13 protein-coding genes and 1 other RNA gene are annotated in these 13,071 nt (G+C 68.5%); 6 read left to right on the forward strand and 8 right to left on the reverse strand.

The window, feature by feature from the left end:
* Window positions 1–258 precede the first annotated feature (258 nt).
* From GGR64_RS11780 to GGR64_RS11800, 5 genes are all read right to left on the reverse strand, one after another.
* Entirely contained in the window at window positions 259–1,599 is a 1,341-nt protein-coding gene (locus tag GGR64_RS11780) for a sigma-54 dependent transcriptional regulator (RefSeq protein ID WP_184646015.1), read from the reverse strand.
* Window positions 1,584–3,020, reverse strand: coding sequence for a HAMP domain-containing sensor histidine kinase (locus GGR64_RS11785; RefSeq protein WP_184646017.1), 1,437 nt, complete (start codon window positions 3,018–3,020; stop codon window positions 1,584–1,586). Before GGR64_RS11785 ends, GGR64_RS11780 begins: the two co-directional genes overlap by 16 nt.
* 81 nt (window positions 3,021–3,101) lie before the next feature.
* A non-coding RNA gene (locus tag GGR64_RS11790) (sX9 sRNA) lies at window positions 3,102–3,176 on the reverse strand.
* A 43-nt stretch (window positions 3,177–3,219) separates the two neighbouring features.
* A complete protein-coding gene (gene poxB, locus GGR64_RS11795; RefSeq protein ID WP_184646334.1) occupies window positions 3,220–4,929 on the reverse strand; it encodes a ubiquinone-dependent pyruvate dehydrogenase in 1,710 nt (569 codons plus the stop codon).
* Between the two features lie 128 nt (window positions 4,930–5,057).
* On the reverse strand, window positions 5,058–5,399 hold the full coding sequence (locus GGR64_RS11800) for a hypothetical protein (RefSeq protein WP_184646019.1): 342 nt from the start codon (window positions 5,397–5,399) through the stop codon (window positions 5,058–5,060).
* A 197-nt stretch (window positions 5,400–5,596) separates the two neighbouring features.
* Here GGR64_RS11800 and GGR64_RS11805 point away from each other — a divergent pair, with 197 nt between their 5' ends.
* The gene (locus tag GGR64_RS11805; RefSeq protein ID WP_184646021.1) at window positions 5,597–5,824 is read left to right on the forward strand and encodes a hypothetical protein; all 228 of its coding nucleotides are present in this window, start codon (window positions 5,597–5,599) and stop codon (window positions 5,822–5,824) included.
* Window positions 5,825–5,903: 79 nt separating this feature from the next.
* On the opposite strand, the gene GGR64_RS11810 is transcribed toward GGR64_RS11805, so the two are convergent.
* From GGR64_RS11810 to GGR64_RS11820, 3 genes are all read right to left on the reverse strand, one after another.
* Window positions 5,904–6,335, reverse strand: a complete 432-nt coding sequence (locus GGR64_RS11810) for a low affinity iron permease family protein (protein WP_160966084.1) — start codon at window positions 6,333–6,335, stop codon at window positions 5,904–5,906.
* A gap of 165 nt (window positions 6,336–6,500) precedes the next feature.
* Window positions 6,501–7,625, reverse strand: coding sequence for an acyl-CoA desaturase (locus GGR64_RS11815; protein ID WP_184646023.1), 1,125 nt, complete (start codon window positions 7,623–7,625; stop codon window positions 6,501–6,503).
* A 10-nt stretch (window positions 7,626–7,635) separates the two neighbouring features.
* A complete protein-coding gene (locus GGR64_RS11820; RefSeq protein WP_184646025.1) occupies window positions 7,636–8,712 on the reverse strand; it encodes a ferredoxin reductase in 1,077 nt (358 codons plus the stop codon).
* 93 nt (window positions 8,713–8,805) lie between these two features.
* Between GGR64_RS11820 and fabR the strand changes: the two genes are divergently transcribed.
* The 5 genes from fabR to GGR64_RS11845 all read left to right on the forward strand — a co-directional run bounded on the left by fabR (window position 8,806) and on the right by GGR64_RS11845 (window position 13,054).
* Window positions 8,806–9,450: an HTH-type transcriptional repressor FabR gene (gene fabR / locus GGR64_RS11825; protein ID WP_160966078.1), complete on the forward strand. Its 645-nt coding sequence runs from the start codon at window positions 8,806–8,808 to the stop codon at window positions 9,448–9,450.
* Between the two features lie 146 nt (window positions 9,451–9,596).
* Window positions 9,597–10,463 carry an SDR family oxidoreductase gene (locus tag GGR64_RS11830; protein ID WP_184646027.1) on the forward strand — a complete coding sequence of 289 codons (867 nt, stop codon included), beginning with the start codon at window positions 9,597–9,599 and terminating at the stop codon, window positions 10,461–10,463.
* A gap of 475 nt (window positions 10,464–10,938) precedes the next feature.
* Window positions 10,939–11,451 (forward strand): ferritin-like domain-containing protein, encoded by a 513-nt coding sequence (locus GGR64_RS11835; RefSeq protein ID WP_160966074.1) that lies wholly within the window; start codon window positions 10,939–10,941, stop codon window positions 11,449–11,451.
* A gap of 72 nt (window positions 11,452–11,523) precedes the next feature.
* The gene (locus GGR64_RS11840) at window positions 11,524–12,030 is read left to right on the forward strand and encodes a DUF892 family protein (protein ID WP_184646029.1); all 507 of its coding nucleotides are present in this window, start codon (window positions 11,524–11,526) and stop codon (window positions 12,028–12,030) included.
* A gap of 121 nt (window positions 12,031–12,151) precedes the next feature.
* Window positions 12,152–13,054 (forward strand): manganese catalase family protein, encoded by a 903-nt coding sequence (locus GGR64_RS11845; protein ID WP_184646031.1) that lies wholly within the window; start codon window positions 12,152–12,154, stop codon window positions 13,052–13,054.
* Window positions 13,055–13,071 lie beyond the last annotated feature (17 nt).

Below are 13,071 nucleotides of genomic sequence, written 5' to 3' on the forward strand. Positions count from 1 at the left end.
GCGCCGCTCGCAGAAGAGATAAAGCAGAGGCCGTGCCAACTTTTAAGCCATTGATCCTGAAGGTAATCGAGTACAAACTCGGGCTCCACGGCGTCTTCATTCCATCCACACCTGTCCGCTTTGCGGACAGGTGTGGATGGAATGGGATTGGAGAGTCGGGATTGGGGATTCGTAAAAGCGGGTGTCGCTGCCTGATGTCAGGCGCTTCTACGAATCCCCAATCCCGACTCCCCAATCCCGCGGCGCGCCAGCGCGCCGCTAAAGCCCATACTCGTCGAGCTTGCGATACAGGAGCTGACGATGGATGCCGAGGCGGCGCGCGGCCTCGGCGCGGTTGCCGTGGGCCTGGGTCAGTGCCGCCTGGATCATCTGCCGTTCCAGTTGCGCGATCGCCTGCGGCAGGGTCAGTGCATCGGTGTCCAGCGCTGTGGGCATCTCGGCCGGTGGCGACGCCAGCAACTCATCCAGGTCGTGCGCCTCGATCACCGGCGCGCGCACCAACACCTGACAGCGTTGCATGGCATTGCGCAGCTCGCGCACATTGCCCGGCCAGAGATAGGCACGCAGGCGCGCCTGCGCGTCGGCCGACAGGGTCTGCGGCGCGCTGGCACCGGCGGCGAGGAAGTGCTGGGCGAGCAGCAGGATGTCGTCGCCGCGCTCGCGCAGCGGCGGCAGTTCGATCGGCACCACGTTGAGCCGGTAGCGCAGGTCGCTGCGGAAGCGCCCGGCCTCCACCGCCTGCACCAGGTCGCGGTGGGTGGCGGCGATCACCCGCACGTCCACCTTCTGCGCGCCGCGCCCGCCCAGCGGCGACACCTCGCCTTCCTGCAGGAAGCGCAGCAGCTTGGCCTGCATCGGCAAGGGCATGTCGCCGATCTCGTCCAGGAACAGGGTGCCGCCGTCGGCGTCGCGGATCAGGCCGTTGCGGTCGCTCACCGCGCCGGAGAACGCGCCCTTGCGATAGCCGAACAGTTCGCTCTCCATCAGCTCGGCGGGGATCGCGGCGCAATTGATCGCCACGAACGGCTGCGCGGCGCGAGCGCTGGCGCGATGCAGCGCGCGCGCCGCCAGTTCCTTGCCGGTGCCGGTTTCGCCGCTGATCAGCACCGGCAGGTCGGAGGCGGCGGCCAGGCCGATACGCTTGTGCACGGTGCGCATCGCCGCGCTGTGGCCGAGCAGTGCGTCTGCCTCCTCGGCGGGCATCGCCGGCGCGGGGTCCGGCGTGTCGTCGCCGCGGCTGCGCAGCGCGCGCTCGACCACCTCGGCGATGTCGGCGCGGCCCACCGGCTTGACCAGATGATCGAAGGCGCCGAGCGTCATCGCCTCGATGGTGTTGCCGCTGGAGGCATGCGCAGTGAGCATCACCAGCGGCACGCGCATGGCCTGCGCGTCGTCCTGGCGCGCGCGCATCAGCGCGATGCCGTCCATGCCGGGCATACGGAAATCGACGAAGGCCAGATCGATGCCGCCCTCGCGCAGGCGTGCCAGGCCCTCGCGCGGGTCGGCCACGGCGATCGCCTCGTGGCCGAACGAGCGCAGCGTCGCCTGCAGGGTGCTGAGGAACGCCAGGTCGTCGTCGATGATCAGGATGCGCGCCATGGCAGCTCCAGGCTGAACTCGGTGATGCCGTCGCGATGCGCGTAGTGCGCCTCGCCGCCATGGGCGCGGGCGATCTCGCGCACCAGCGCCAGGCCCAGGCCGTTACCGTCGCTGCGGCCGCTGGCGAACGGCTCGAACAGATGCGCGGCCACCGGGGCCGGCACCGGGTCGCCGTGGTTGCGCACGCGCAGTTGCAGCACGTCGTCTTCGGTCTGCGCTTCCAGGGTCACCTCGGTGCCGGGCGCGGCGTGCTGCAGGGCATTGCGCAGCAGATTGAACAATGCGCGCGCGGCCTGTTGCGGATCGAGCATCCACTGCGCCGGCGCCGCCTGCAGGCGCAGCGCGATCGGCGGCGCCTGCCCGTCCCAGTCGGCCGGTTCCAGCAGCGCCTGCAGCCACGGCTGCAGGGCCACCGGCTGCCGGTGCAGGCGAATCGGCTGGACCATGCCGAGCAGGCTTTCCACCACCCCGTCCAGGCGCTGTATCTGCGCCAGCATCAGTTGCGCCTGGGCGTCGTCGGTGCCGTCGGCGTGCGCGGCGATCTGGTTTTCCAGCGCCAGCCGCAAGGTCGCGATCGGGTTGCGGATCTCGTGCGCCACGGTCGCGGTCATGCGCCCGAGCGCAGCCAGGCGCTCGTGCCGCGACAGTTCCTCGCCGAGCCGGCGGGTCTCGGCCAGCGCCTGCGCGCTGCGCTGCGCGTAGTCGGTGACCGCGGCGCCGAGCCGGTCCAGTTCCGGCGCACCGGTGCGCGGGATCTGCGGCACCTCGGCCGGCGTCGCCAGCGCCTGCTGGATGCCCTGCAGGCGCTGGCTCCAGCGCCGCACCACCCAGCCCAGCGCCAACGCCGAGACCACCACCAGCGCCAGGATCAGGCCCAGGCCCAACGCCAGCGGTAGGCTGGCGGCGGCATCGCTGGAGGCGACCCGGGTCATGGCCCAGGCCGCGGCCGTGCGGTCCAGCGGGCAGGCCGCGATCAGCAGGCTCTCGCGCTGGCCGTCGCGGCGGTAGTCCACCGTGTGCTGCGCCTCCACCCCGCGCTGCGCGGTGGAAATGATCACGTTGCGCTCGGCCGAGGGCACGTCGGTCTTGTGCTCGGTCCCGTCGTAGGTCGGATAGGCGTAGGCGAGGAAGCCGCGCTGGCGGTCCCAGAAGCCGCCTTCCACGCCGGCGGCATCGGCCAGCACCAGCTGCGACACCACCGCCGCCAGGCCGGTGCCGTCGCTGCCGTGGGCGGCGGCGCTGGCGCCGTTGTAGCGCTGCACCATGCGCGTGCAGACCTCGCGCAGCCCGGTCTGCGCACGTTCGCTGCGCACGCCTTCGCTATGCCGGTACAGCCCGACCAGCACCACCGCCATGCCCACGCAGGCGGCGACGATGACGATCCAGATCAGCAGCAGTTGCCGCAGCAGCGAACGGGGCATGGCCTACCTTGGGCGCGACGGAAGAGGCGGAGCGAACCGCGGCGATCGTACCCGGATCGCGATGCGGCCACGACTCACAGGGGCCAACACCACGTCGCGCGCGGTGTCAGGTGGGTACGGGCGATGCGTAGGAACCGCAGCGGACACGTGGTGCATGCGGGGTTCGGGCACCGTCCGCGCCGCGTGCGGTTGGCCGCGCTCAGCGCAGGTTGGTCTTGACCAGCTCCAGCACCTCGTCGCCGCGCCCACTCATCACCGCGCGCAGCAGGTACAGGCCCATGCCCTTGGCCTGTTCCAGCTTGACCGCCGGCGGGATCGCCAGTTCCTGGCTGGCCACGCGCACGTCCACCAGCGCCGGGCCGGGATGCGCGAACGCCTCGCGCAGCGCGGGCTCCAGTTGCGCCGACTCGTCCACGCGCAGGCCCAGGATGCCCATGGCGTTGCTCATCGCGGCGAAGTCCGGATTGCTCAGGTCGGTGCCGGTGTCCAGGTAGCCGGCCGACTTCATTTCCATCGCCACGAAGCCGAGCGAACCGTTGTTGTAGACCACCACCTTCACCGGCAGGCCGAGCTGGGCCAGGGTGATGAAGTCGCCCATCAGCATGGTGAAGCCGCCATCGCCGGACAGCGAGATCACCTGCCGGCGCGGGAACTGCGCCTGCGCGCCCAACGCCTGCGGCATCGCATTGGCCATCGAGCCGTGGTTGAACGAACCGAGCAGGCGGCGCTGACCGTTCATGGTCAGGTAGCGCGCCGCCCATACCGTCGGCGTGCCGACGTCGCAGGTGAAGATCGCATCGGCATCGGCCAGCGCATCGACCATGCGGGTGACGAACTGCGGATGCAGCGGCTCGCCTGGCGCCGACGCCACGGCCAGGTCGTCCAGGCCTTCGCGCGCCTTGCGGTAATGGGCCAGCGACTTCTCCAGGAAACCGCGGTCCTCGCGCCGCTGCAGTCGCGGCAGCAGCGCGGCGATGGTTTCGCGCACGTCGGCGGCGATGCCCAGCTGCAGCGGCGTGCGCCGCCCCAGCGCGGCCGGGTCGTTGTCCACCTGCACGATGGTGGCGTCCTTGGGATAGAACTGCCGGTACGGGAAGTCGGTGCCAAGCATCAGCAAGGTGTCGCAGTTGAGCATGGCCTGGTAGCCGGAACTGAAGCCGATCAGGCCGGTCATGCCGACGTCGAACGGGTTGTCCCACTCCACGTGCTCCTTGCCGCGCAGCGCATGCACGATCGGTGCGCCGAGCGCGTCGGCCAGCGCCACCACCTCGTCGTGCGCACCGGCGCAGCCGCTGCCGCACAGCAAGGTGGTGGCCTTGCTCGCCTGCAGCAGATCGGCCAGCTTGGCCACGTCGGCGTCGGCCGGCAGGATGCGCGGCGCGGCCAGTGCCGGCCATGTCGTCGGTGTGCCCTTGGGCATCTCCTGCAGGGCGACGTCACCGGGAATCACCACCACCGCCACGCCGCGGCGCAGGATCGCGGTGCGCATCGCTCGCTGCAGCACCTCCGGCATCTGCGCCGGATTGGTCACCAGTTCGACGTAGTGGCTGCACTCGCGGAACAGTTCCTGCGGGTGTGTCTCCTGGAAATAGTTCAGGCCGATTTCCGAGGACGGGATGTGCGCGGCGATGGCCAGCACCGGCTGATGGCTGCGGTGGCAGTCGAACAGGCCGTTGATCAGGTGCAGGTTGCCCGGACCGCAACTGCCCGCGCACACCGCCAGCTTGCCGCTGACCGCGGCTTCGGCGCCTGCGGCGAAGGCGGCCACTTCTTCGTGGCGCACGTGCATCCACTCGATGCTGTCCATCTGCCGCAGCGCATCGGTCAACCCGTTGAGGCTGTCGCCGGTGACGCCCCAGATGCGTTCGACGCCCGCGCTGTGCAGGGTTTCGGCGAGCAGGCGGGCCATGGTCTGCTTGGACATACGTGCTGAACTCCGGGTGGGGAGCCGCATGGTCGCACCGCGCGCGTTACCGACGCGTGGCGCAGACGAGATGCGTCTGCGCCTGCCGAACGCATGTTCAGCGCACGGTGCGGCTAGTCTTCGCCACGTGCAGCGGCAGCATCCTGCGCCGCATTGTCCGCATCGTCCTCGTGATAGCCACCGGGCGTGGCGCCCCTGCCATGAGCGCCGCCTGCATGCTCGCCGGTGGCGCCATAGGTACCAGCCTGGCCCAGGTTGGGCTGGCTGCGTCCGCTGCGGTCCTCGCCGTGGTCCTGCGGCGCATGTGTCTGCGGCGGAGGTATCGGCTGCGACGGCACGTCGCGGTCGCGGCCGCGCGGCACGCCGCTGTCGGCCGAGACATCGCCCTGCTCGCCGCGATACGCCGCCTGGCGTACGTCATGCGTGCCGGAGGGAGGTGAAGTGCGCTGGGCCATGACGATCTCCTGCAGAAGCGTGGGAATGCATCACGCTAGGGCGGCATGCGTTAGCCGACCCGCAAGGCATCATGAAGAGCACGCGAGCACGCGCGCCGCTGTCGACCCGCACCACCACGCCATCCGCACGCGACATGCACGCCTGCGCCACCCGTGCTGACCGACGCTGGCGGCTCCTTCCGCACTGGAGCCTTTCGATGCCAGGTCTATTCTGGAAACTGGCGCTGGCCGGCACGGCCTTCGCCGCGATCCGCGCCTATCGCCGTCAGACGCACTCCGCCTCGCCCGAAGCGGCGTCTCCCGCCCCGGCTGCGGTCGCCGACGACCTCCGCGCCACGCCGCCGCACGGCGATACCCTGCAGGCCACCGAGCGCGCGTCGACGACCGCGGCGGCGGACGATCCGGATGGCGCCGTGCCGGCCTGATTCCTGCGACGCGCAGCGGCGTGTCGCGCTCATCGCCGGCACGCCGCTTACGTCATCGGCAAGCGCATGAACGTCTGGGTCAGCCCTTGGGGCGATCGTGGGTCTCACGACCGTCGCCGTCGCGGGCATTGCGCGCGCGCAGCGCCTCGCCGGCCTTGCGCGCCAGTTCCTCGTATTGGCGGCGAATCTCTTCCAGCCGCTTCTCGTCGAGTTCTTCCAGATCCAGCAGCTCGTTGTTGGCCTTGGCGCTGACCCGGATCAGTTCGTCGAGCTTGATCTGCATCGCCGCGGTATCGGCGTTCTGGGTGTGCTGGATCAGGAACACCATCAGGAAGGTGATGATGGTGGTGCCGGTGTTGATGACCAGTTGCCAGGTGTCGTTGAAGCCGAACACCGGCCCGCTCAGGCCCCACACCAGCACGATGCCCAGCGCGATGCAGAAGGTCCAGGGCGTGCCGGCGGCATACGATGCCTTCTTGGCGACGACATTGAACAGCTTGGCAGGTTTCATCGCAGGCCCTCGCGCAACGGAAGACGCCTGCACCGCCGCCAGCGTCTGCAGGCGGCTAAGGATGATCGACCGCCTTCCGTGAGCGAGGCGTGCATGTGGCGCCAGCGCCGAACCAATGAAAAAGGCGGGGTTGCCCCCGCCTTCTTGCTGTCTTGCGTGCGGTACTCAGCCGGCCTGTTGCGTCGCCGGCTGTAGCGCGCGCACCGGGCGCGGCCGGCTCGGGAAGGCGTGGCGCACGATCCGCCACACCACCTGACCGAACTGCCGCGGCAGCGAACCGGTGTTGTAGTGCTGGCCGTAGCGCGCGCAGATCTCGCGCACCTGCACCGCCAGCGCCGCGTAGCGGTTGGCCGGCACGTCCGGGAAGAAATGGTGCTCGATCTGGTGGCTGAGGTTGCCCGACAGCACGTTCAGCAGCTTGCCGCCGGCCAGGTTGGACGAACCGCGCAGCTGCCGCAGGTACCAGTGCCCGCGCGACTCGTTCTTGATCGAGTCCTTGGGGAAGGTCTCCGCATCGGCGGTGAAGTGGCCGCAGAAGATGATCACGAACGTCCAGATGCTGCGCAGCACGTTGGCGGTCAGGTTGCCCAGCAGCACCGGCAGGAAGAACGGGCCGGCCAGTGCCGGGAACAGGATGTAGTCCTTGAAGATCTGCCGGCCCATCTTGCGCCCGACCGGCAGGAACGTGCGCTTCAGTTCGCCGCGCTTCATCTTGCCGGCCAACCAGCGGCCCAGGCGCAGGTCCTGGATCGCCACGCCCCATTCGAACAGCAGCGCGAACACCACCGCGATGAACGGCTGCGCCAGGTAGAACGGGCGCCAGCGCTGCTCGGGGAAGATACGCAGCAGGCCATAGCCGATGTCGTCGTCCATGCCGCGCACGTTGGTGTAGGTGTGGTGCTTGAAGTTGTGCGTCTTGCGCCAGTTGTCGCCGGTGGCGACGATGTCCCACTCGTAGGTGTTGCCGTTCAAGTGCGCATCGCCCATCCAGTCGTACTGGCCGTGCATCACGTTGTGGCCCAGCTCCATGTTCTCCAGGATCTTGGACAGGGTCAGCAGCACCACGCCGGCGATCCACGCCGGCACCAGCACGCTGTGCACGAACGCGCCGAGGAACAGCAGCGCGCGGCCGGCCAGGCCGGTGTAGCGCACCGCGGCGACGATGCGGCGGATGTAGCGCGCGTCGCGCGCGCCCAGGTCGGCCAGCGTGCGCGTGCGCAGCGCATCCAGTTCGTCGCCGAAGGCCTGCAGTTCGGCCGGAGTCAATGCACGGTTGCGGGGAGCCGCCATGGGGAAGTCCTCAGAGGTCCAGGGTCAGGTCGCTGCTGGCGCTGTTGACGCACAGCTTCAGCGAACCGGGTTCGGCGGCGTGCGCGCCGCTGAGCAGATCACGGGTGACGCCGGCCTGCTTGCCGCAGGCGCAGCTGTTGCAGATGCCCATGCGGCAGCCGTGCTTGGGCCGCAGGCCTTCGGCCTCCAGCGCGGTGAGCAGCGACTGGCCGCGCGGCAGTTGCAGCACGCGGCCGCTGCGCGCCAGGGTCACCGCCACAGTGCCTTCTTCGACATCGACCGGGGCCGGCGGCGCGCTGAACGCCTCGGCCTGGAAGCGTGCCACGCGGTGCTGCAGGCGTGCACGCGCGGACTGCACGAAGCCGCCCGGGCCGCAGGCCAGCACCTGCGCCTGTTCCAGGCTGCCCAGGGACTCCAGCGGCAGCGTGTCCACACGCGGCGCCGGCGTCTCACCTTCGCCGGTGATGGCCAGATGCAGGCGGAAGCGCGGATGCGCCGCGGCCAGCGCCTGCAGTTCGTCGCGGAAGCAGACCTGGTCGTGGCGCCGCGCCCAGTACAGCAGGTCGACGTCGGCCGGCATGCCGGCGTCGGCCAGTTGCCGCAGCAACGCGCGCATCGGGGTGATGCCGCTGCCGGCGGCCAGCAGCAACCAGCGGCCGTGCGGCGCGGTCGGCAGCACCATCTCGCCGTAGGCCTGGCCGAGCTCGAACACCTCGCCGAGACGCGCCGCGCCGGCCAAGTATTGGCTGACCCGGCCGCCGTCGATGGTCTTGACGGTGATCGCCAGGCGCCCGCCCGGCAAGGGCGTGGGGCTGTAGCTGCGCAGCAGCCGGCGGCCGTCGATCTCCACGCCCAGCTCCACGTGCTGGCCGGCGCGCAGGCCGCGCCAGTGGCGGTTGGGCTGCAGCACCAGGGTCACCGCGTCGCTGCTGGCCGCCTCGCGCTGTACCAGGCGCGCGCGCGGGCGCTGCCAGGTCCACAGCGGATGCAGGCGGGTGGACCAGAAATCGAACACGTCCGGCTTGACCCAGGCGCGCAGGGCGCGGGCGGCGGGGCGGGACTTGGCGGGACGGCGGGCAGCGTTCATGGGGTCCACTATACAGGCGAAGATACAGATGTCTATACACTTGTGCATTCAGCAATGGCGGTATCATCCCTCATTGCCTGGTCCGGTCTGCCCATGACGACGATCTCCCCTCCTCCGTCCGCGGACATGCCGACCGTCCGCAAAGGCGCGATCTCGCGCGAGGACCTGCTGGCGGCGGCCCTGAAGCTGATCGGGCCGCACCGCAGCGTGTCCACGCTGAGCCTGCGCGAGGTCACCCGCGAGGCCGGCATCGCCCCCAACAGCTTCTACCGTCAGTTCCGCGACATGGACGAGCTGGCGGTGGCGCTGATCGACCTGGCCGGCAGCTCGCTGCGCACCATCATCGGCCAGGCGCGCCAGCGCGCTGCCGGCACCCGCCGCAGCATCATCCTCAGTTCCGTGGAGACTTTCATGGAACAGTTGCGCGCCGACGACAAGCTGCTGCACGTCCTGTTACGCGAGGGCACGGTCGGCTCGGACGCGTTCAAGCACGCGGTGGACCGCGAGTTGAACTACTTCGAGGACGAACTGCGGGTGGACCTGATCCGCCTGGCCGCGCTGGAAGGCACGCCGCTGCACGAACCGGCGCTGGTGTCCAAGGCGATCACCCGGCTGGTGTTCGCGATGGGCGCCACCGCGATGGACCTGCCACCAGAAAAGGACCCGGAACTGATCCGGCAGATCACCGCGATGCTGCGCATGATCATCGTCGGCTCGCGCACGCTCGCCGCCGGCTGAGTTCGCGGCGCGGCGGCATCGGCTGTCGCAGACAGCCGCCAGCGTGGGCGCTCGCCCGCGTCGTGACATGCCGGCGACATGGCCTTGGCCCCGGCTTTACCTGCGCCTGCCCACCCTCGTTGGACACTCCCCAACGAGACATGCCCATGGCCGTTCCCAACTATCCGTCGCCGCCGTTCAAGGCGCAGCAGCAATCCTTCCCCGGCAAGACCCAGGCCATGGATCCGAAACCGGATCATGGCGAAGACAGCTATGTCGGCCACGGGCTGCTGCAGGGCAAGCGCACCCTGATCACCGGCGGCGACAGCGGCATCGGCGCGGCGGTGGCGATCGCCTATGCCCGCGAGGGCGCCGATGTCGCCATCGCCTACCTGCCCGACGAGCAGGATGACGCCGAACGCATTGCCAAGCTGGTCGAAGACGCCGGCGTGCGCGTGCTGCTGCATCCGTGCGACATCAGCGACCGTGCGCAGGCCGAAACCCTGATCAAGACCGTGGCCGACGCCTTCGGCGGCCTCGACGTGCTGGTCAACAACGCCGCCTACCAGCGCTATTTCCACAGCTTCGACGAGATCACCCTCGACGAATGGGAAAAGACCTTCGCCACCAACGTGCACGCGCCCTTCCACCTGGTGCGGTTGGCGCTGCCGCACATGCCCGAGGGCGGTTCGATCATCAACACCGCCTCGGTGAACTCGAAGAAGCCCACGCCCAACATCCTGCCGTACTCGGCGACCAAGGGCGCGCTGGCCAACCTCACCATCGGCCTGGCCGGCCTGCTCGCCGAGAAGAAGATCCGGGTCAATGCGGTGTTGCCGGGCCCGATCTGGACCCCGTTCATTCCCACCGGCATGGACGAGGAATCGGTGCGGACCTTCGGCGAGCAGACACCGTTCGGCCGCCCTGGCCAGCCGGTGGAGCTGGCCTCGGCCTATGTGCTGCTGGCTGCCGATACCTCGAGCTATACCTCGGGCACGCTGCTGACGATTTCGGGTGGAGCGGTGACGCTGTAGAGCCGGGATTCGGGATTCGGGATTCGGGATTCGGGAAAGCATCACGGCTGGCGGCGCTGTAGGAGCGGCTTCAGCCGCGATGGCTTTTCCCGAAAATGTCCTTCGAAGTTGCGGTTTCCCATGCGCACGCGCATCGCGACGCGCGATGCAATGCCTTTCACGGCACCGGCGGCGGGCCATTCTCAGATCCAATGCACTCTCAGGTAGGAGCGGCTTCAGCCGCGACAGGCGTTCCCGAATGTCTGTCGCGGCTGAAGCCGCTCCTACAAGCACGCCTGTGGAAACGTATTCGACACACGTGCATCGCATGCACCGCCGCCTGTGCACGTTCCCTCACGCCGCATCTCGCATGGCATTCACCCTGCGCTGCAACCGCTCTAACGGCGACGGGTCTAGCGTGGTTGCACAGGGGAAAAACACACGGACGCGCGATGCGATGCACATTGCGTCGCGCACAACATCTGGAGCGATATCCATGACCCGAAGCAACACCGAACGCTTGTTGAAGTGGCTGCAGGACGCCTATGCGATGGAGCAGGAGGCCAACACCATGCTCACTGCCACCGCCGGCCGCCTGGAGCACTACCCGCAGCTGAAGGCACGCATCGAGCAGCACGTGAACGAAACCCGCGATCAGTCCGAGCAGGTCAAGCGCTGCATCGAGATCCTCGACGGCTCGATCCCCACGATCAAGGGCACGGTGGCCAGCGTGATGGCGTCGGTGCATGCCGCCGGCAATTCGATGATGAGCGATGAAGTAGTCAAGAGCCTGGGCGTCAGCTATGCGTTTGAGCACGTGGAGATCGCCAGCTATCGCGCGCTGGTCATCGCCGCTAAGGAAGCCGGGCAGACCGAGATCGCCGACATCTGCGCCGCCATCCTCGACCAGGAAATCGCCATGGCCGAATGGCTGATCGAACACCAGGAAGCCACCGTCCTGGCTTTCCTGAAGCGCGAACGCACCGAAGGCGAGACCGCCAAGCACTGAGCAACGGCGTACGCGACACCACGCGCACGCATTCCCTCGCATCACCCATTCACTATCGACCGGAGACTCCCCATGGCCGTCAAGACCATCGACGAATTGTTCATTCACGAGCTGTCGGACATCTACAGCGCCGAGAAACAGCTGACCAAGGCATTGCCGCGCCTGGCGCGCGCCGCCACCAATCCGGCGCTACGCGCCGCGTTCGAAGCGCATCTGGAAGAAACCCAGGGCCAGATCGAACGCATCGACCAGATCGTCGAAAAAGGCAACCTGCGCCTGAAGCGGATCAAGTGCGCCGCCATGGAAGGCCTGGTGGAAGAAGGCAAGGAAGTGATCGAGTCGATCGAAGCCGGCCCGGTGCGCGATGCCGCGCTGATCGGCGGCGCGCAGAAGGTCGAGCACTACGAGATCGCCTCCTACGGCACCCTCGCCGCCATGGCCAAGCAACTGGGCATGAACGATGCGCTGACCCTGCTGCTGGAAACGCTCAACGAAGAGAAGTCCACCGACGAGAAGCTGACCCTGCTCGCCGAACAGGGCGGCAACGAAGAAGCCTCGCGCAAGCGCAAGGCGGCCTGACCGCCCTGCCGCGGCCCGCGACTGCGGGCCGCGGCGTCCCAGACGCCTATCCCCCACGCGCGGCCGCCAGTCGCGCCATTGCGTCGTCGCGACGTTCGGGCGGCACTCCAGGAGATTTTCCATGTTCATGCACAACAAACGGCTGATGTACACGGTCCGCGTGGCGCAGCCCGACCCGGCACTGGCCTCGCTGATGCTGGAGCAGTTCGGCGGCCCACAGGGCGAGCTCGCCGCAGCCATGCGCTACTTCACCCAGGCCATCGGCGAGGTCGATCCCGGCCGTAAGGACCTGTTGTACGACATTGCGACCGAGGAACTCAGCCACCTGGAAATCATCGGTTCGATCATCGCGATGCTCAACCAGGGCCCGAAGGCGGTGCTGTCCGAAGGCATGGCCGAGGCGGAGGACATGCGCAACCTCACCCTCAACAACAACACCAGCCAGACGCAGCAAATCCTCTACGGCGGCGGACCGGCCTTGGTCAATTCCAGCGGCGTGCCGTGGAGCGCGGCCTACGTCGACAGCATCGGCGAACCGACGGCCGACCTGCGCTCAAACATCGCGGCCGAAGCGCGCGCCAAGATCGTCTACGAGCGTCTGATCAACGTCACCGACGATCCCGGCATCGTCGATGCGCTGACCTTCCTGATGACCCGCGAAGTGGCGCACCAGAAGTCGTTCGAGAAGGCGCTGTACTCGATCGAGCCGAACTTCCCGCCGGGCAAGCTGCCGGGCGACCCGGCCTTTACCGACCGTTACTACGACATGTCACAAGGCGAAGGCGACATGCACGGACCTTGGAATAGCGGTAGCCAGTGGGAAGTGGTCGCCGATCGCAACCGCCAGGTGGCGGTTGACGGTGGCAGTGGCGTCCCCAGCGTGGGGTTGAGCGAACTGGAACAGAGCGCGGTGCAGGCGCTGGCCGCGCGTACGCTGTCGCAGCCGGACAGCGACCCGACCACCGGTGCCGACCTGGGCGCCGGACCGGGTGCCGGCTCGACCAAGGGCAGCGTGGCGCGCTAGCGCTCCACTGCAGGTAC

Source organism: Xanthomonas sp. 3307, from assembly GCF_014199735.1.
Lineage (GTDB): Bacteria > Pseudomonadota > Gammaproteobacteria > Xanthomonadales > Xanthomonadaceae > Xanthomonas_A > Xanthomonas_A rydalmerensis.

Excerpts from the sequence above, each read along its gene's own strand:
- GGR64_RS11805 (WP_184646021.1), top strand. The coding sequence starts at position 5,597 with ATGCCAGGTCTATTCTGGAAACTGGCGCTGGCCGGCACGGCCTTCGCC.
- GGR64_RS11800 (WP_184646019.1), bottom strand. The coding sequence starts at position 5,399 with ATGGCCCAGCGCACTTCACCTCCCTCCGGCACGCATGACGTACGCCAG.
- fabR (WP_160966078.1), top strand. The coding sequence starts at position 8,806 with ATGACGACGATCTCCCCTCCTCCGTCCGCGGACATGCCGACCGTCCGC.
- poxB (WP_184646334.1), bottom strand. The coding sequence starts at position 4,929 with ATGGCCCGCCTGCTCGCCGAAACCCTGCACAGCGCGGGCGTCGAACGC.
- GGR64_RS11815 (WP_184646023.1), bottom strand. The coding sequence starts at position 7,625 with ATGGCGGCTCCCCGCAACCGTGCATTGACTCCGGCCGAACTGCAGGCC.
- GGR64_RS11830 (WP_184646027.1), top strand. The coding sequence starts at position 9,597 with ATGGCCGTTCCCAACTATCCGTCGCCGCCGTTCAAGGCGCAGCAGCAA.
- GGR64_RS11785 (WP_184646017.1), bottom strand. The coding sequence starts at position 3,020 with ATGCCCCGTTCGCTGCTGCGGCAACTGCTGCTGATCTGGATCGTCATC.
- GGR64_RS11810 (WP_160966084.1), bottom strand. The coding sequence starts at position 6,335 with ATGAAACCTGCCAAGCTGTTCAATGTCGTCGCCAAGAAGGCATCGTAT.
- GGR64_RS11780 (WP_184646015.1), bottom strand. The coding sequence starts at position 1,599 with ATGGCGCGCATCCTGATCATCGACGACGACCTGGCGTTCCTCAGCACC.
- GGR64_RS11820 (WP_184646025.1), bottom strand. The coding sequence starts at position 8,712 with ATGAACGCTGCCCGCCGTCCCGCCAAGTCCCGCCCCGCCGCCCGCGCC.
- GGR64_RS11845 (WP_184646031.1), top strand. The coding sequence starts at position 12,152 with ATGTTCATGCACAACAAACGGCTGATGTACACGGTCCGCGTGGCGCAG.
- GGR64_RS11840 (WP_184646029.1), top strand. The coding sequence starts at position 11,524 with ATGGCCGTCAAGACCATCGACGAATTGTTCATTCACGAGCTGTCGGAC.
- GGR64_RS11835 (WP_160966074.1), top strand. The coding sequence starts at position 10,939 with ATGACCCGAAGCAACACCGAACGCTTGTTGAAGTGGCTGCAGGACGCC.